Source organism: Pectinatus frisingensis (genome assembly GCF_014076555.1).
Lineage (GTDB): Bacteria > Bacillota > Negativicutes > Selenomonadales > Selenomonadaceae > Pectinatus > Pectinatus frisingensis.
In genome coordinates this window covers 2,738,476-2,755,489 of record NZ_CP045424.1, presented here as the reverse complement: position 1 = coordinate 2,755,489, position 17,014 = coordinate 2,738,476, and the positions used below count along the sequence as shown (strand labels likewise).

Sequence of the window (17,014 nt, the reverse complement as noted above, 5' to 3'; positions counted from 1 at the left end):
CTAACATTTCTTATTTAAGAACAATTATCTTGTTTATGAAACGAACGTGTGAAAACATAGCCTTGGATATAATCACAACTGCAATCACGTAAATTATTAAGCTGTTCTTGTGTTTCTACCCCTTCAGCAATAATATCCATTGCTAAGATATGTCCTAAGTTGATAATTGAAGAAACAAATTCGAGTTGAACAGTATCCATGGTAATTTTATCGATAAAGGATTTATCGATTTTTAAACAATTTATAGGGAGATTGCGCAAATAAGTAAGTGAAGAAAATCCAGTGCCAAAATCATCCAGAGCCAGGCTGAGACCATTATCTTGAAGTGCTTTTAGTTTAGGGATGACATCGTCAAAATTCTCCATTAATACGCTTTCCGTAATTTCCACTTCTATTTGCTGAGGAGAGACGCCTGTTTTGTTAATTATCGAAAATATGGATTCGATAAAATTGTCCTGTTTTATTTGTCGCGGTGATATATTTACAGCTATACGTAGATCTGTTTTACCATTATTAGCGAGAAACCTGGCAAATTTACATACTTCCTCGAACACCCATTGACCAATTTCCAAAATCAGCCAGCTCCTTTCGGCTAAAGGGATGAAACGTGCCGGTGATACCAAGCCGTGTTCAGGATTTTTCCAGCGTAGTAAAGCCTCCAGTCCGATAAGCCGTTTACCATCGGTGGAGAATTGCGGTTGATATTGCAGAAAAAGCTCATTTCTCGGTAAGGCTTTATGGAGATTGTTAATCATTACTGTATCAACAACATTTTTATGTAATAATTCAGGAACAAAGAATTTCCAACAATTTTTACCGGCCTGTTTGGCGGAGTACATTGCGGTGTCTACTTTTCGCAGTATATCTTCAACGGTTTTTCCCTGCGACGGATATAAGATGACACCGATACTGGCCGATAGCAATATATGGTCACTATCTATATCATATTCACTGCAAAGCCTGGCTGAGAGACGGGTCGCTATATCAGCGGCTTTTTGCTTTGTGGTCTTTCCGGGAACAATGACAGCAAATTCATCACTGCTGATTCGGGCAACAAAAGCATTTCCCGCAAAAAAATCCAAAAGGGCTTTACCGGTGGCGGTAATTACTTTATCACCGGCCGAATGTCCGAAAGTATCATTGACAGCCTTAAAGTCATCGAGATCTATTGAATATATAATACCTTCGGATTGGTTAGTGGCTGCCTTGGCTAATTCTCCCTTTAGACGCATATGCAAATTGGCTCTGTTAGGTAAATTGGTCAGGGAATCATAAAAAGCGACACGTTCTACATTTTGCTGGGCATGAACCCGTTCTATGGCAAGAAAAGCTAAATCAGCAAATTGCCGGAGAATTGTGATATCTTCGTCAGATATGTCGTGGTCGTCCTGCCATATTACAGCCAGAACACCATGCACAGTATTTTCCTGCTTTAGAGGAACCAGAATCATGCTTACTAAAGGAGCCGAGGTGGAATCATAAAAATCATGATACTGCCAGCGATCCCGTCCACGGATGATGAGCCCCTGATTGTATACTGACTTTAGTGGTCCTTCCTGAAGTTTGATATCAGTATTGGCAAATTGTTCATACATGCCGATACCATGTTCAAGAGAAAAAGTAGTACCGGTACGATCGTATTTGCCGATAAAACCATCCATTGCGCCGACCAGCTGGATGGCATTGAATAAAATAAGCTCGGCCAATTTATCCGTACCTATAGAAGGACGGGTAAAAAGATTAGTAGTAGCACGATATTGTTTTTCACGCAGTAATAAATTGTTTTCAACTTGCTGGCGCAGGTGGATTTCTTCATGTAAATTATCATTAGCTTTTTGTACTTTTGTGTTGATAGAACATATTTCTTCATTCATGGCCGTAAGTTCCTGATTGGCTGCGCAGAGCTCCTGAGTTCGTTTTTCTACCTCTTGTTCCATTTTCCCATATGCTTCGTGTAATGCCGTTTCAGCCTGCAGCTGTTCGGTGACGTCATGCCAGATAAAAACGGCGTACAGACTTTTCCCTAAAAGCATGGATTCTGCCGATAATATACCAATACGCTGTTCATTATTTTTAGTATACCAAGTGGTGTAAATATTGTGGAGCGGCATATGTTGGAGTAAAATATCACGACATTTTTTTTTATCAGCGCTTTTCCACAAGCCTGATTCTTCGAATCTGCGCCCAATGATATCCTCACGGTTATATCCCAGAACATTAAAAAAAGCGTTATTTACCTCAATTATTTTGCCGTTACTGAGATTGACAATGCCGACGGCGTCAGCAACATGCCGAAATGCCTTAAAATATTTTTCCTCAGGACGGGCAAAGTGTTTACCTAAGAGGAAAATTATTAAGGTACCGATTAAAAGGCAGATTAAAGCCGTTATCAGTAAAATCATATTGAGTTCAGAAACATTACTGGTAACAATGCTTTGCGGAGCTGATACGGCTACCAGCCAACGACTGTTATCCGGCAGCCGGACGGGGGTAAAAACAACAAAACGGTTGCCTTCTGATGTATTATAAACGCCTTGTGTGGGTGAATCGTTATTAATTGCTGTATGAAATAAATTTATCAGACTGGAATTATATTCGGGTAATTTTGCTGTGCTGGTTGTTGACGGATAATTATTCAACAGATTTGCTTTTCCATTAAATTCGGGATGAGTACCATGGGCAATGATAGTACCTGATTGTGTAACAATAAATCCATAGCCGTTATTCATGAAAGAAATGCCGTTTACCATATTCATTAAACTGTCAAGCGGCATTGTGGCCTGTACAATACCGGTAAGCATTTCGTTAGTAAATACAGGCACAGCAATAGAGATAGAAAATCTACCGGATTCATTTGATATGATTGGTTCAGAAATAGCTAATTGTCTGGTTTGTACGGCTTTTTGATAATAATCACGATTACCCAAAAAATCAGTTTTACCGGTTGCCCGGATGACATTGCCGGCTAAATCACCATAGCTTATGGTTGTCAGATAGGGATTTCTGTTCAGTGCATCGGAGAGGGTGTCGATTATTTCGGTGCGGCCGGCGGGATGGACAATATCAGGACAATTGGCAAGGTCCTGTACATATACAACTAAATTATTAATAAAAGCAGAGGTACGATGGGAGTAATCTGTGCCGATCGCCTGAGCTGTTTTATTGATGCTTTGAGTGAGTGCATCATTAGAAAAATGATAGCTTACGGCAGTCAGTATACTTAGTGATGTAATCATAAACAGCAGCATTATCAATAAAAGACGAGTGCGAATATTATTTAGATTAAAAATACGCTCTACTCTATCGGTTTTGATGAATCCGTTCATTGTTTATCCTCATATTATAAATTATTTATTGGTAACTATTATGATAAAATATGCAATGAATAAATTCTCCACCTATTTAAGAAAAACCTTCTATTTTTTACATGACTGCTATTTTATAATCAGCATAAATAATGATAAAGTTATTTGTGCTGAGGGGAAATACCATACGATTTAATAATACCCCAAAGCAGTACCGCTATGACAAATATTATTTCAATATGAGTCTTAAAAGGAGATAAACAGGCTGCAGTCATTTTATCATTAGTGACCATTTTAGCGGCTGTAAAGGCAAGAACGGCACCACCGGCATAAATTACCACGGGAAATTTTTGCAAAATTATTAAGAAAAAATTTGCACCGCAGATAATTATCGGCAGACTTATCAAAATACCACAGATGATAAGGCTCCATTCGTCTGCATTGGCAGTGCTGGCTACACCGGCCATAGATAATATGTTGTCTATGCTCATTATTAAATCGGCAATCATAATAGTCCGGACGGCACTTGATAAAGTAGATGGAGAATTGTCTTTGGTCTGGTGCTTATGGGCAGTCAGAAGATTGGCAGCAATATAAAGCAGGAGCAGTCCGCCTAAAAATTGCACAAAGGCTATCGACAATATTTTTACGGCAAATATAGTAAAAATAACGCGAATAATTATGGCACCAGCGCAGCCAATGATCATTGCTTTGAAACGGTACTTTGCCGGCAGGTTTTTACAAACGAGTGCTATTAATATGGCATTATCACCACTCATAGCAAGATCAATAAGCAATATACTGCTCAATGCTATCAACCAATCAGCAGAAAATATAGTTGTCATAATAAAACTTCGCTTTCATAAAAAAATAAAGACCCTACCTTACAGAAAAACTGTAAGATAAGGTCTTGCATACAATAATTGCCAGCCGTACCGGGGTTTATAATACCCGTATTGACGATAGTCGGCTGCTAAGCTACTCCCCTTAACTCCATTGAACATAATTATTATACTATAAAATAAGCTGTCTTTCAATTTAATAATATATTAGTTTTATTCTTGTGATATTTAATATTATTTTTAGTTAAGACTGGATTTACATTAATAATGAATGTATACTATATGATATATTTGACTGTTCAAGGAGGACGTGCCATGTTTAAATTTTTTAATAAAGAAGAGCATCCCTGCGCTGAAGCAACATCAATATTGGACGCTGTTGAGGCGATGATGAATGGTAAGAATACGGCATCATTAAAAGAAACTAAGGCTGAATATCCTATACACCAACGAATGCTGGCACAGTTTGATAAATTAATAAAAAATGAAGCACAAATGGCTGAGGCTTGTCAAAATATTTTGTCTATTGCGGCTTCACTCAGTCAATTTGACGTAAATATGAATAATACTGCAGCCAATACAGCTGATTTTGCCCAAAAGGTAGCAGAGCTTGCTGAATCGAATTTGGCGATTGTTGAGGAAATAACTGCTAATGTAAGTGATGTAAATAAAAATGTTTCCGATACCTCGAGTAAAATGGATGATTTAGCAAATAATTCACAAAAGCTGGTTCAAAAAAATGATGAGAGCCTCAAGCAGATAAGTGAAATCAGCGCATTAAAAGAAAAGGTCGTCATTGATATGCAGACGATGAAGGTGCAGATAGAAAGCCTGGGCACTTTAGCCGATAAGGTAAATGACATTCTCGATGGAGTAGCGGCTATTGCTGAACAGACTAATTTATTGGCACTTAATGCATCTATTGAAGCAGCCCGTGCCGGTGCTGCCGGTCGGGGATTTTCCGTGGTTGCTGAAGAAATACGCAAACTTGCCGACAGTACGAAGGCCAACCTCAATGATATGAGTACTTTTGTCGGTAATATCCACACAGCGGCTAATGGAAGCCGTGCCGGTATCAACAGTACACTGGATTCCACAGAGTTAATGAATCAAAAGATAGATGCAATATCTGCAACTATTAAGGAAAATGTAACTACAATGGAGAATACTATTGGTGCAGTGAATTCTTCATCTGAAATTATGGCACAGATAAAAGAAGCTGTCGCACAGGTAAATCAGGCGATGAATGTATCGGCACAGGATGCACAGAATTTAAATAATATGACGCAGGATATTAAAAATAATTCTATTGAATCAGGAAATGAAGCCGGGCAAATATCGCAGATTGATAAAGAACTGAGCAATATGGCTAGAAATATGATGCAGGCTTTAAACGGCGGCGCACATGCATTATCCAATAAAGAGATTATTGATAAACTCTATTCAGCTAAACAGGCACATGCTAATTGGCTGGACAATCTGCGTAAGATCGTTTCTGAAATGAAATTGCATCCGATTCAGACTGACTCGCAAAGATGCGCTTTCGGACATTTTTACCATGCAATAACACTCAATCATCCCGATATAAAAGAAAAATGGCAGGCAATAGATCCGGTGCATGAACAATTTCACAAGACTGGTGATAAGGTAATCGCTGCTGTGAAGGTGCATGATTCAGCAGCAGCCGGTAGTGCGATCAAGGAAGCGGAACAATTATCTCAGCAAATATTCAAACTGCTCGATGAGGTTATTGCGGTACTTGAACAAAAAAGTAAACTTGGTGAAGAGATATTACGCAATTAAGATATTAAGAAAAGGGGCTGTCATATAAAAAGCATTGACTTCATAAAGATGCAATCCGCTATTGTCGGGTTTTCACCCTTTTGAGGGTGTACAAAGAGAGGATTATTGTTCTTTATGAATGAAAATGGTTAAGTGTGACAACCCCCTTGTTTTTAATCATGCATAAATCGATGGCGGCGATGATGCATATGATGATGAAAATTCATCATCCGGCGGTGTTGGGAATGCTCTTGATGGCAAGATCCTTTTTTGGCCGTAGTGCTGTCAGTCTCGGGGTTATGGGAAGCCGGCGGTGTGATGTCGGTTCCGCTTGAGCCAGTTGTAATGGCTCCAACCGGACAGATGGAAATGCACTTGCCGCAATTTATACATTTTTCCTGATCTATTTGGTAGAATGAGCCTGATAAAGCTATGGCATTGGCAGGACAATGGCGGGCACATTTGCCGCAGGCGCGACAAGCGGCAGTAATTGTGAATGACATTTTTGAACACTTCCTTAATATTAATATAATTAGGGCCCTAATTAATATTAACATTAGGGAAATGCTAAGTCAATAAAAAATTAGGAACCTAATTACTTATTGACTAAAAAATAAACGCATGCTATACTGTGATTAAGTTAGGAACCTAATTATATTGAAATGATTAATAACTATAGGAGATATTATAATGAATAATACTTATGAATTATCAATTGCACTGCATCGTTTAGGGCGGCAGCTGCACCGGGCTTACCATCGTGGCAACCATCATAACGGACATTATCGCGAGCAGTCGCATCTATTGTTTCTCATTGCGGAAAATGATGGAATTATTCAGCGCGATTTAGCGGAAAAAATGGATGTCAGACCATCCTCAATGACAGAAATGGTGACTAAAATGGAGACAGCAGGCCTGATTATCAGGCAGCAGGATAAAAAGGATCAACGGATTATGCATTTGTTTTTAACAGAACAAGGTAAAGAGTCAATTGTTAAATCAAGAGAAAAAGATATAAAATTAACCGATAATTTTTTTCAGGGACTTACGGAAGAAGAAGTAGGAGAGATGCTGCGTCTTACTGAAAAACTTTGTGCATATCTGGAAAGTACCACAGAAATGGAACCGGATATTTGCATGCATCGTTCGCACGGTGGTTTTGGGCAGCGGATGAGACGTATGATGGGACATCATCATCGTGATGAATAGTGTGGTTGTTATAAAAAAAGCAGGTTTTTGATATGAGTGAAAGTATACTTCAAAATATTTTACGACAATTAAAAAATAACGGATGTCGTTTAACTGAACAGCGGCGCATAGTCATAAAGATAATTTTGGCGCATAAGCATGATCATATGACAGTGGAATTTATTTATGACCATGCAAAATCAGTAACTAGTAATATTTCTTTGACTACTGTATATAGAGTCGTTGATTTTCTTAAGCAGAATAATTTTATCCGCAAAGTATATGCTGAGGATGAACGTTATTTTTATGAGTTCATTAATCCTGATGAAATTATAGTACATCCACACTGTGTGTGCAGGAAGTGTGGTAAAACCATAAACGTGTTGGATTCTGGGATCTTGCTGCAGATAGCTGCATGCAGACAAAAAATTGCAGCTGATTACGGTTTTGCTGTCACGTCATCCAATATTATCTATTATGGAATTTGCAAAAAATGTCTTGAAGCTCTTGATTTAGTTTCGGTTCAGGTGAGGTGATAAGTTTGAATACCTTTTTACTCAGTATTTTTCCTGCTGGGATGAAACACAATAATATCGGTTTATATGTTGGCTGCACAGGAATTTTGGTAAATTTTTTAATTTTTCTAATAGAATTATCAGCTGGATTAGCGGTAAATAGTACCAGCTTAATGGCCGATTCTTTCCATAATCTTATTGATGCCGGTTTTTCGGTTGGAACAGCGGCAGCTTTTCTTCTTATTGGTAAGCCGGCAGACAACAAACATCCTTTTGGTTTTGGCCGCAGTGAATATTTATTATCTTTTTGCATGGGGATAGGGTTAACTGCAATCGGGATATTTTTTGGCCGGGTTTCTTTGGAGAAAATCATCGATCCTGAACCAATGCTTGTTAATGGGACTGCTATTATTACGATGATGTTAGCAATTGTTCTTAAGCTGGGATACAGCCTGCTTAACCGCAGTTGCGCTGAAAAAATTGCATCCATTGCCTTAAAGGCCAATTATTGGGAAACTATTGTTGATGTGTTTACATTATTGACTGCCCTTGGTTCACTTGCTGCAGCAAAATTCGCTGATATTCAGCTGGATGGAATTTTGGGGATCGTAATTTCCGGAGTGATAATTTATTCTGGTGCAAAAATAATGAAAAAAGCGGCAGATGCGCTGATCGGCGAGTCTCCCAATCCGGCGGTAGTCAATACTATTACCACGAATTTAATCAGCAATAAATATGTCGCTGGCTGGCATAATCTTGTTGTGCATGATTACGGCTTAAATAAAATCGTAGTTTCAGTTCATGTTGAATTTCCGACAAATGTATCATTTGCCACTGTACATCATATTATGGCAGATATCGAACGATCCCTTTATGAGTCGGGTATAGAAGTTACCATTCATCCTGATCCGATTAAGAAAACATGACATGATTTTTTGTGGCAGAAGATTATGGCGGTATTGGAAAGGATGTACTATAATTATATCAGCATAATATAAAAAATAAAGGGGATATTGGTATGAGTGAAGTATTGAAGTTTTTACAGAAAAATAAGATTTTTTATCTGGCGACTACAGTAAACAATGTGCCGCATGTCAGGCCTTTGGGGTTTATTATGGAATATAATGGTAAACTTACATTCTGTACATCAAATAAAAAAGCTATGTATAAACAACTCATAGCCAATCCCGAGGTTGAAATATGCTGTGTTGATGCTGATTATAATTTTTTGAGAATTAAGGGAAAAGCTGAATTTTGTACGAACAGTACTGTACAGCAAAAGGCGTTGCAAGTTATGCCATCCCTTGGTAATATATATTCTGTCGGAGATGGTGTTTTTGAAATATTTTCTTTGAATGAGGCAACGGCAATACTGCAGACAATGTCAGGGGAAAAACGCAGGCTGGAAATATAATCTTATAATTTATATAGTATTGATAATTATCAGGCGTATGATTTTTCATACGCTTTTTTGTAAAAAACGATTATAGAACTATGAAAATGAGGTAACAATATGAGAGTGTTAAATGCAGCCATTTTCATTCATGAATATATGTAATATTCTGCTTTTAAAAAGGTGGAAAATGATGTAATGGTGTTGGGGTGCATTCTTATGGGTTCAATGCTGTTCATGCGATAACCACAAAAAGATAAATTTAATATCACTTTTACAGTGCCATAACAAAATGTTTTTAATAGTATGTTATTTTAGTTTTAGGAACATTATTAAACCATACTGGAAGTGATAATTTTTGCATTGGCGATTTTTAAATGTTTTTTCTGGTTTTAAGGAAGCAGCATTGTATTTAATACCTTCTTTATCATTATTTATCGTATTTATTTTTTATCCATTATTGAAATCAATTAAATTAAGTATTTTTAATAGCGATTTAGTTGGCAGGGAGACTACTTTTGCCGGATTCAGCTATTACAGCGAGATGCTCAATTCATCACAATTTTTGCATAGTTTATTGGTAACGCTGTTATTTACTTTTTATACTGTGGTTCCTGGTATATTAATAGCATTGTTTTTAGCCTGTATGGTAAATAGTGAATTAAAAGGGATAGCAATATTTCGCACGATTTTTGCATTCCCATTATCCATTGCAGTTGCCGGTGCGTCAATGATATTTATGATGCTTTTTAATCCCAGTTCAGGTGTATTTAATTACTTTTTGCAATTGATACATCTGCCAGCGGTATTTTGGTTGTCGGATGCGCATTGGGCATTATTGTCGGTAGCGATTATCAGTATATGGCGCAGTGTAGGATTTAATACCATTGTATTGCTGAGCGGATTGCAGGCTATTCCCGAACAAATATATGAAAGTGCCCGTATTGACGGAGCTGTTTCTTGGCGGCAGTTTATTGATATAACATTGCCGTTGTTGTCGCCAACATTATTTTTTGTGTGTATCGTATCGGTGATAAATGCTCTGCAGACTTTTGGGGAAATTAATATTTTGACACAGGGTGGACCGATGGAAGCTACTAATGTAATCGTTTATTCGATTTATCGGGAAGCATTTTTCAATACTAATTTTGGCTATGCAAGCGCAGAATCCGTAGTTTTATTTTTGCTTATCTTAATATGTACTTTATTTGAATTTTGTTTTCTGGAGAAAAAGGTGTTCTATAGATGAAAAAAAATTGCGTGCGTTATTTGATACTGATTGTGATGGGTCTTATTATATTGGCACCGTTTTTTTATGCGGTCATAGTCAGTTTTGAGTCTGCGGAAGATACGCTGGCTTTTCCTCCGGTATTTGTTCCGGGGAAAATATATATTAAAAGCTATCTTGAAGCATTTAGAACAGCACCGCTTGTTATTTTTATTATAAATAGTTTTGTGGTGTCACTATCGGTTACCATCGGGCAGGTTATAACGTGCAGTCTTGCCGGATATGCATTTGCCTTTTTAGAATTTCCGTTTAAAAAAGTGTTGTTCATTATATTTTTATCGACGATGATGATACCAGCTGAAAGTATTATTATCCCTAATTATTTTACAATACGCTCATTAGGCTGGTTGGACAGTTATCAAGGGTTAGCTGTTCCTTTTATGGCATCTGCTTTTGGAACTTTTTTATTACGGCAGTATTTTCAGACCTTACCGCGGGAAATATATGATGCGGCTAGAATCGATGGCTGTGGTAGGCTGCGATTTTTTTTAACTATGGTATTACCCTTATCGAAACCGGCTATTGCTACTTTAGCAGTATATGCCTTTTTGACAACATATAATCAGTATATGTGGCCGCTGCTGATAACGAATACAGATGGAATGCGTACGGTACAGATCGGGCTTGCTATGCTGCAGTGGGACCAGGGAATATCATGGAATACTACAATGGCCGGAATAGTAATTGTTTCGCTGCCCACAGTAATACTGCTTATTGCAGGACAAAAACAGTTAGTCAAGGGATTGACAGCAGGATCAGTAAAAGGGTGAAAAGGAGAGAAATATATAAAATGCAAAAAAAATCTTTATGGAAGAGGATAGCGGGACTGCTGTTATTGGGAGTAATGGCCATGTCTATTACTGGCTGCGGTGACAGCAGCAATGAAGCCGGTAAAGGTAAAGAACCTACAAAAATTGTGTTTTGGTATGCCGTAGGGGGAAAAGTAGGTGAAGCAACAAAAACGCTTGTAAAAGAATTTAATGATACGCATCCGGATATCAAGGTAGAGGCGGTTTTCCAAGGTGATTACGATTCAGCAATAAATAAATTGAAACAGTCAATAGCATCTAAATCGACACCAAATGTAATGCAGGTATATGATATTGGTACGCGTTTCATGATTGACAGCAAGGCAGTTGTGCCTGTACAGAAATGGATAGATAAAGAAAATTTTGATACGTCGAGTTATGAAAAAAATATATTGGCTTATTATACAGTGGATAACAAATTATATTCTATGCCATTCAATACGTCGACACCGTTACTTTATTATAATAAAGACATGTTTAAGGCAGCGGGCCTTGATCCTGATAATCCACCGAAGACGTTTGAAGAAGTGGCGGCCGATGCTCAAAAATTAACTCAAAGAGACAGTTCCGGCAAAGTCACCAGACCGGGAATGGCTATGGCTATTTACGGGTGGTTTTTTGAACAATTTTTGGCAGAGCAGAATGCGCAGTATGCTAATAATGGAAATGGCCGCGATGCGATGGCGACTGCAGTATCATTTAATTCGCCGCAAGGAGAAAAAGTACTCAACTGGTGGGCCGATATGGTGAAAAATGGCAGTGCTGTTAATATGGGACGCAAGACAGAAGATACAATGAAGGCATTTGTATCAGGACAAACTGCGATGACTATCGATTCAACGGGTGTGTTGGGCGATATAATGGATGGCGTTAATGGCAAGTTTGAGGTAGGAACGGGATTTATGCCGCATCCGGAAGGTTCTGCCAATGGAGGCGTTATAATAGGCGGAGCGTCATTGTGGATGCTCAGCGGGCATAGCGATGCGGAAGAAAAAGCTTCATGGGAATTTATTAAATTTATGACAGCCCCCAAGCAGCAAGCTTTTTGGCATATAAAAACAGGTTATTTCCCTGTTACGACGGCAGCTTATGATGATGACGAATTAAAAAAATATGATGCTAAATATCCTCAATTCAAAATAGCAATCGAACAGTTGCATAATACACCAATTAATCGCAGTACTCAGGGTGGATTGCTTGGTGTGTTCACTCAGGCACGGCAGGAAATTGAAAATGCGATTGAACATGTTTTAGCCGGACAGGCTTCTTCGCAGGATGCGTTGCAAAAAGCAGCGGATACTGTTAATGATGCAGTAGCAAGATACAATTCATCAGTGGAAAAATAGAGGGGTATAGTGTGGCTACTATAAATTTTTATCAGGTTAATAAAGAATTTGGTGATTATACTGCTGTTGCACCTTTCGAGCTGACTGTCGAAACCGGAGAGTTTTTAGTACTGGTTGGACCATCAGGGTGTGGTAAAACAACCATTTTGCGAATGTTAGCAGGGCTGGAATCACCAACTAAAGGGCAGATATTTTTAGATGGTGATGACATTACTGAACTGGAACCTAAAAATCGTGATATAGCAATGGTTTTCCAAAATTATGCGTTATATCCACATATGACGGTATATAATAATATGGCGTATGCTCTGAAGCTGCGTAAATTTAATAAAAAAAGCATAGCAGATGCAGTTAACAAAGCTGCTGCTATGCTTGATTTACAAGACCTGCTTGCAAGATATCCACGGCAGTTATCAGGCGGGCAGCAACAGCGCGTGGCATTAGGAAGAGCAATAGTTCGCCAGCCAAAGGTTTTTTTAATGGATGAACCATTGAGTAATTTAGATGCAAAACTGCGGGTGCAGACCCGCACAAGACTTATTCAGCTGCATAAAAAGTTGAAAGCAACAATAGTGTATGTGACTCATGACCAAATTGAAGCAATGACTATGGGAACGCGTATTGTTTTAATGAAAAAGGGAGTAATTCAACAGGTAGGTGAACCCATAGAACTTTATCAAAAACCTGTCAATCGCTTTGTGGCTGCATTTATGGGAACTCCGCCAATGCAGTTTTTGAACGGAGAAATCAGCCGAAAAGGCAATAACAACATATTCCAAAATGAAAACTGCCGGCTTATTTTACAGGGGGAATGTCAGTTTATCGGACGTGCCTGCATTGGAATTCGTCCTGAAGATTTGGAGTTATGCAGCGTCGAACAAAGCTGTTCAATAAGCGGTGTAATTACAATTATAGAAAATATTGGTGCTGAATCAATAGTACATTTCAATGTCGGTGATGGACAGCTGGCAATGAAACTCACTGGAATGGGAACTGTACTGCGGGAGGGAGAAATCATAACGGTGAGACCGATTAATCTGGTTCATGTGTTTGATGAAACGACGGGAAACAGTGTGGCGCGGCTTTGTCCGCTTTGCAGCAGTCCGGATAATCACTGAAAATCCCGGTTAATGGAAATCTATTGATAAAAGCAAGCTCATCTTTATTGTTTATTGTATAACAATTAATGCCGATGCCGCTGTTTCTGGCTTGATCGACCCATTTACAGTCAAGATACTGCCAGTTGGAATGGAGGTAATCGGCGTTTGTACTATTTATTTGTTCCAATACGTTTACAGGCCTTGATGAAAAAAGTACTCCGGTTTTGAAATGGCTGTCAATAGTTTTTATTTTGCATAAAGATGGATGATAGAATGACGATATTATGATGCGGTTATAATAGTTAAAATTATCAGGTGACAGGTTTTTTATGGTATCGATCAGGTGCTGTTCAATATTTTGGTAGATAACGGGTCCATTTTTTATTTCAATATTCAGCAGAAGCGGTGTTTTTACATACCAGGTGAAAAATTCAGCAAAGGTTAATATAGGTTCGCCAGTAAATTTATTATTGAACCAGCTGCCAAAATCCAGACGTTTTAATTCCTGCAAAGTCAGGTCGCGCAGCCAGCCACTGCCGTTGCTGGTACGATTTACAGTATGATCATGACAGATGATCAATTCATTGTCTTTAGTCATTTGTACATCAAGTTCAATACCGTCGGCTTTTAGAATTGAAGCCGATCGGAAAGCAGACATAGTGTTTTCCGGGGCATAGGCACGGGCACCGCGATGGGCATAAATCAGCATAAAACAGACCTCCTCATAATTAAAAAGATAATATTATTGTAAGATTTATGATAACTGTATTTGTTATTATTAGGTAAATGTTATGATAAGTTTTGCGGTATGAAACAGATGTAATGATTATGACGGGGGAAAGAATTTTGACATTGATTTATATTAAAAGGCCCGGATTTATTTTATAATAAATCCGGGCCTTTTAATATAAATCAAATAAATTAGTTAAACTTTAAAAACATGGATGGATTGTTCAAGTTTTTCTGCCATTTTTGCTAAATGTTCACTGGCAGTGGCTATTTCCTCAACTGACGAAGATTGTTCCTGGGCGGATGCTGAAATAGTTTGAGCGTGTTCAGATGTTTTTTGTACTTCGTTATCAATGCTCTCTACTGCGGTTACTACATCCTGTGTGCCGCTGGTTATTTCTTCCACAGCAGCTGATATCTCGTGAATTTGACTGGTCATATTACGGACCATTGTCAATATTTTGCCGAAGCTGTCCCCGGCGCCTGAAACGATTTCGGTACCGCGGCTGACTTCTGCTTTATTGTCATTCATGTAACTTACGGCATTATTAGTTTTGGTTTGTATTTCATTGATGAGATCAGTAATCTGTTTGGCTGCATCCTGTGATTGTTCAGCAAGTCTTCTTATTTCTTCTGCAACAACGGCAAAACCTCTGCCGGCTTCACCGGCTCTGGCGGATTCTATTGCGGCATTTAGGGCTAAAAGATTGGTTTGACCTGATATGGCAGAAATTACATCGACAATTTGGCTGATTTGTTTAGATTTTTCTTCTAAATCGGCCATGACAGCAGCGGTAGCATTTGTCTTTGTTTCTATGGTGTTCATTTGTGTCACGGTTTGTTTTATTGATGATTCACCATTATTAGCTGCTGTCGCCGTATCTTCAGCAGAATTTGCCACAATTTCGGTATTGGCGGCCACCTGGTTAATCGCAGTAGAAATTTGTTCTACCATATTAGCAGCATTGTCGGAAGCTTCTAATTGTTTTTCTGATCCTGCTGCCACTTTAGCAACTGTCCCGGCAATTTGATCAGAGGCTTGCGCCGATTCTTCTGCGTTAGCTGTAAGTTCTTCTGATGAAGCGGCAAGTTGTTCAGCAACCTCTGATAGATTTTTGATCAATAATTTGACATTAGTTTTCATTTTGTCCACGGCCCTGGATACGTCGCCAAATTCACTTTTATCAGTGAGACTTTTGTGGCTGATATCCTGGGAAAAATCACCGTCAGCTAATATGGTCAGGTAATGAATGAAATCTTTTAGTCTGGAAGTAATTTGTTTTATTATTAACCAACCGGAAAAAACAGTGAGGATGATTGCAAATAAAATAATACCAATAAATAGTGCAGTGACAGTGGTGGATTGTTGTTTGCTGCGGGTATTCATATTATCAGCTGATTGCTTGATTTCAACGGAAAAATCAAGTAGATCATTGGAAAATTTATCTGACAAAGGTTTACCTTTTTCCATAAATAGATTGAGAGCAGCAGTTTCATCGCCATTCATAGCCAGAGTAACTACCTGGTTTCTGACTTGTCTATAAGCGGCTAATTCATCGGTTATTTTTTGATAGTTAGCTTTTTCGTGTTCAGACATGGGTAAAGCAGTGAATGTTTTTGAATCCTTGTCAAAAGCAGCGGCATTTTTACCTATTTCTTCGAAAAATTGTTTTTTGCGGGCCATATCTTTTACTGCCAGCAATGCATATATATCAGATTCTATTTGGCGATTTTGTATTCGACCGTCATTGACCAGCTGAACGGCGGTCAATTTGTTATTATACATATCATCCAAAGATTTATTGGCAGAGCGTAAAAAATAGCAGCCTGTTCCACCTACGATAATTAAAATGATAATTGATACGATGATTAATAAACTGATTTTGGTGCCTACTTTTAGATTTTTTAGCCAATACAAATGAATCGCTCCCTTTATAGCAGATTTGAAATAATAGTTCTATTCATGTATATAATATTTTTTGCCAGTCATTTTTATTGCGCACAGCAACAATAAAAATAGTGTCTTTGTGCCAATTAAAATCTAAAAATAAGATATCACCCTGTAAAATATTATGATTATTGAAAGAGTGTATTACAGCTTCCCTTGATAATTGGCAGGTAGCTTCTTTGAAAAAATGCCGTGTATCGACGGATAATCCCTGATATCTTTTCCAAAAAGGAGAGGATACACCGCTGATTATGACAGCAATAAAGGCCGGATCAAGACTGACAACAGTTACCCATTCAGGACCGCGCAGATTTTGCTCGCGGTAATATTTTGATATATCGGCAGCTATGGCATCATCAGTATTGCCACGCCTGCTGGAGATGTATTTAAAGATGTTTTCTTTGTATACGGTTAAACCTATACTGTAAGATAAAGTGGGTTTATTATAAGGTTGAAAGAGATGGTAAAAATGTACTTTGGATTCATAGGCTTTTTCTTTTTGGGGAACAATACATTTTTCCATAAAATCCAGAAATAATGGATGATAGTAGTTAAGCTGGCTGTAATTTTTTTCCTGTTTCAGTAAAATTTGTTCCCATTTTGTTAAATAATTGACATAGACGACAAGTTCCACCTGTCGATTTACCATCAAATATTTTATCTGGGCCAGTTTGGGAAATTTGTAAGCTTCACAGACATCATCCAGTAATTTGAGTTGATGTTTTGTAATTGATTGAATAGATTGCAAGTAATGATTTTTTTTTTACCA

15 protein-coding genes are annotated in these 17,014 nt (G+C 38.1%); 9 read left to right on the top strand and 6 right to left on the bottom strand.

What is annotated here, in order from left to right; genetic code table 11:
- Positions 1–14: 14 nt before the first annotated feature.
- Positions 15–3,326, bottom strand: coding sequence for an EAL domain-containing protein (locus F8M42_RS12950; protein ID WP_182187195.1), 3,312 nt, complete (start codon positions 3,324–3,326; stop codon positions 15–17).
- Positions 3,327–3,466: 140 nt separating this feature from the next.
- Complete coding sequence (locus tag F8M42_RS12945; RefSeq protein ID WP_182187193.1) at positions 3,467–4,150, bottom strand: YjbE family putative metal transport protein; 684 nt, start codon at positions 4,148–4,150, stop codon at positions 3,467–3,469.
- A 312-nt stretch (positions 4,151–4,462) separates the two neighbouring features.
- Here F8M42_RS12945 and F8M42_RS12940 point away from each other — a divergent pair, with 312 nt between their 5' ends.
- Positions 4,463–5,950, top strand: coding sequence for a methyl-accepting chemotaxis protein (locus tag F8M42_RS12940; protein ID WP_182187191.1), 1,488 nt, complete (start codon positions 4,463–4,465; stop codon positions 5,948–5,950).
- Between the two features lie 152 nt (positions 5,951–6,102).
- On the opposite strand, the gene F8M42_RS12935 is transcribed toward F8M42_RS12940, so the two are convergent.
- Positions 6,103–6,432: a DUF362 domain-containing protein gene (locus tag F8M42_RS12935; protein WP_182187189.1), complete on the bottom strand. Its 330-nt coding sequence runs from the start codon at positions 6,430–6,432 to the stop codon at positions 6,103–6,105.
- Between the two features lie 187 nt (positions 6,433–6,619).
- Between F8M42_RS12935 and F8M42_RS12930 the strand changes: the two genes are divergently transcribed.
- The 8 genes from F8M42_RS12930 (at position 6,620) to F8M42_RS12895 (ending at position 13,586) form a co-directional block, all read left to right on the top strand.
- The gene (locus F8M42_RS12930) at positions 6,620–7,138 is read left to right on the top strand and encodes a MarR family winged helix-turn-helix transcriptional regulator (RefSeq protein WP_182187187.1); all 519 of its coding nucleotides are present in this window, start codon (positions 6,620–6,622) and stop codon (positions 7,136–7,138) included.
- Positions 7,139–7,170: 32 nt separating this feature from the next.
- On the top strand, positions 7,171–7,653 hold the full coding sequence (locus F8M42_RS12925; RefSeq protein ID WP_182187185.1) for a Fur family transcriptional regulator: 483 nt from the start codon (positions 7,171–7,173) through the stop codon (positions 7,651–7,653).
- A gap of 5 nt (positions 7,654–7,658) precedes the next feature.
- On the top strand, positions 7,659–8,558 hold the full coding sequence (locus F8M42_RS12920) for a cation diffusion facilitator family transporter (protein WP_182187183.1): 900 nt from the start codon (positions 7,659–7,661) through the stop codon (positions 8,556–8,558).
- 92 nt (positions 8,559–8,650) lie between these two features.
- Positions 8,651–9,046 carry a pyridoxamine 5'-phosphate oxidase family protein gene (locus tag F8M42_RS12915; protein ID WP_182187181.1) on the top strand — a complete coding sequence of 132 codons (396 nt, stop codon included), beginning with the start codon at positions 8,651–8,653 and terminating at the stop codon, positions 9,044–9,046.
- A gap of 337 nt (positions 9,047–9,383) precedes the next feature.
- On the top strand, positions 9,384–10,274 hold the full coding sequence (locus tag F8M42_RS12910; protein WP_182187179.1) for a carbohydrate ABC transporter permease: 891 nt from the start codon (positions 9,384–9,386) through the stop codon (positions 10,272–10,274).
- On the top strand, positions 10,271–11,083 hold the full coding sequence (locus F8M42_RS12905) for a carbohydrate ABC transporter permease (RefSeq protein WP_182187177.1): 813 nt from the start codon (positions 10,271–10,273) through the stop codon (positions 11,081–11,083). The genes F8M42_RS12910 and F8M42_RS12905 overlap by 4 nt, the downstream gene beginning before the upstream one ends.
- Before the next feature lie 20 nt (positions 11,084–11,103).
- On the top strand, positions 11,104–12,468 hold the full coding sequence (locus tag F8M42_RS12900; protein WP_182187176.1) for an ABC transporter substrate-binding protein: 1,365 nt from the start codon (positions 11,104–11,106) through the stop codon (positions 12,466–12,468).
- Positions 12,469–12,479: 11 nt separating this feature from the next.
- Positions 12,480–13,586: an ABC transporter ATP-binding protein gene (locus F8M42_RS12895; RefSeq protein ID WP_182187174.1), complete on the top strand. Its 1,107-nt coding sequence runs from the start codon at positions 12,480–12,482 to the stop codon at positions 13,584–13,586.
- On the opposite strand, the gene F8M42_RS12890 is transcribed toward F8M42_RS12895, so the two are convergent.
- The 3 genes from F8M42_RS12890 to F8M42_RS12880 all read right to left on the bottom strand — a co-directional run bounded on the left by F8M42_RS12890 (position 13,501) and on the right by F8M42_RS12880 (position 16,993).
- The gene (locus tag F8M42_RS12890; protein ID WP_182187172.1) at positions 13,501–14,277 is read right to left on the bottom strand and encodes a glycerophosphodiester phosphodiesterase; all 777 of its coding nucleotides are present in this window, start codon (positions 14,275–14,277) and stop codon (positions 13,501–13,503) included. The genes F8M42_RS12895 and F8M42_RS12890 overlap by 86 nt on opposite strands.
- A 216-nt stretch (positions 14,278–14,493) precedes the next feature.
- Complete coding sequence (locus tag F8M42_RS12885) at positions 14,494–16,215, bottom strand: methyl-accepting chemotaxis protein (RefSeq protein ID WP_182187170.1); 1,722 nt, start codon at positions 16,213–16,215, stop codon at positions 14,494–14,496.
- Positions 16,216–16,258: 43 nt separating this feature from the next.
- Positions 16,259–16,993, bottom strand: coding sequence for a hypothetical protein (locus F8M42_RS12880; RefSeq protein ID WP_182187168.1), 735 nt, complete (start codon positions 16,991–16,993; stop codon positions 16,259–16,261).
- Positions 16,994–17,014 lie beyond the last annotated feature (21 nt).

Bases quoted from the DNA above. Each gene is read 5' to 3' on its own strand.
- F8M42_RS12925 (WP_182187185.1), top strand. From the start codon at position 7,171: ATGAGTGAAAGTATACTTCAAAATATTTTACGACAATTAAAAAATAAC.
- F8M42_RS12905 (WP_182187177.1), top strand. From the start codon at position 10,271: ATGAAAAAAAATTGCGTGCGTTATTTGATACTGATTGTGATGGGTCTT.
- F8M42_RS12950 (WP_182187195.1), bottom strand. From the start codon at position 3,326: ATGAACGGATTCATCAAAACCGATAGAGTAGAGCGTATTTTTAATCTA.
- F8M42_RS12890 (WP_182187172.1), bottom strand. From the start codon at position 14,277: ATGCTGATTTATGCCCATCGCGGTGCCCGTGCCTATGCCCCGGAAAAC.
- F8M42_RS12940 (WP_182187191.1), top strand. From the start codon at position 4,463: ATGTTTAAATTTTTTAATAAAGAAGAGCATCCCTGCGCTGAAGCAACA.
- F8M42_RS12945 (WP_182187193.1), bottom strand. From the start codon at position 4,150: ATGACAACTATATTTTCTGCTGATTGGTTGATAGCATTGAGCAGTATA.
- F8M42_RS12935 (WP_182187189.1), bottom strand. From the start codon at position 6,432: ATGTCATTCACAATTACTGCCGCTTGTCGCGCCTGCGGCAAATGTGCC.
- F8M42_RS12900 (WP_182187176.1), top strand. From the start codon at position 11,104: ATGCAAAAAAAATCTTTATGGAAGAGGATAGCGGGACTGCTGTTATTG.
- F8M42_RS12915 (WP_182187181.1), top strand. From the start codon at position 8,651: ATGAGTGAAGTATTGAAGTTTTTACAGAAAAATAAGATTTTTTATCTG.
- F8M42_RS12930 (WP_182187187.1), top strand. From the start codon at position 6,620: ATGAATAATACTTATGAATTATCAATTGCACTGCATCGTTTAGGGCGG.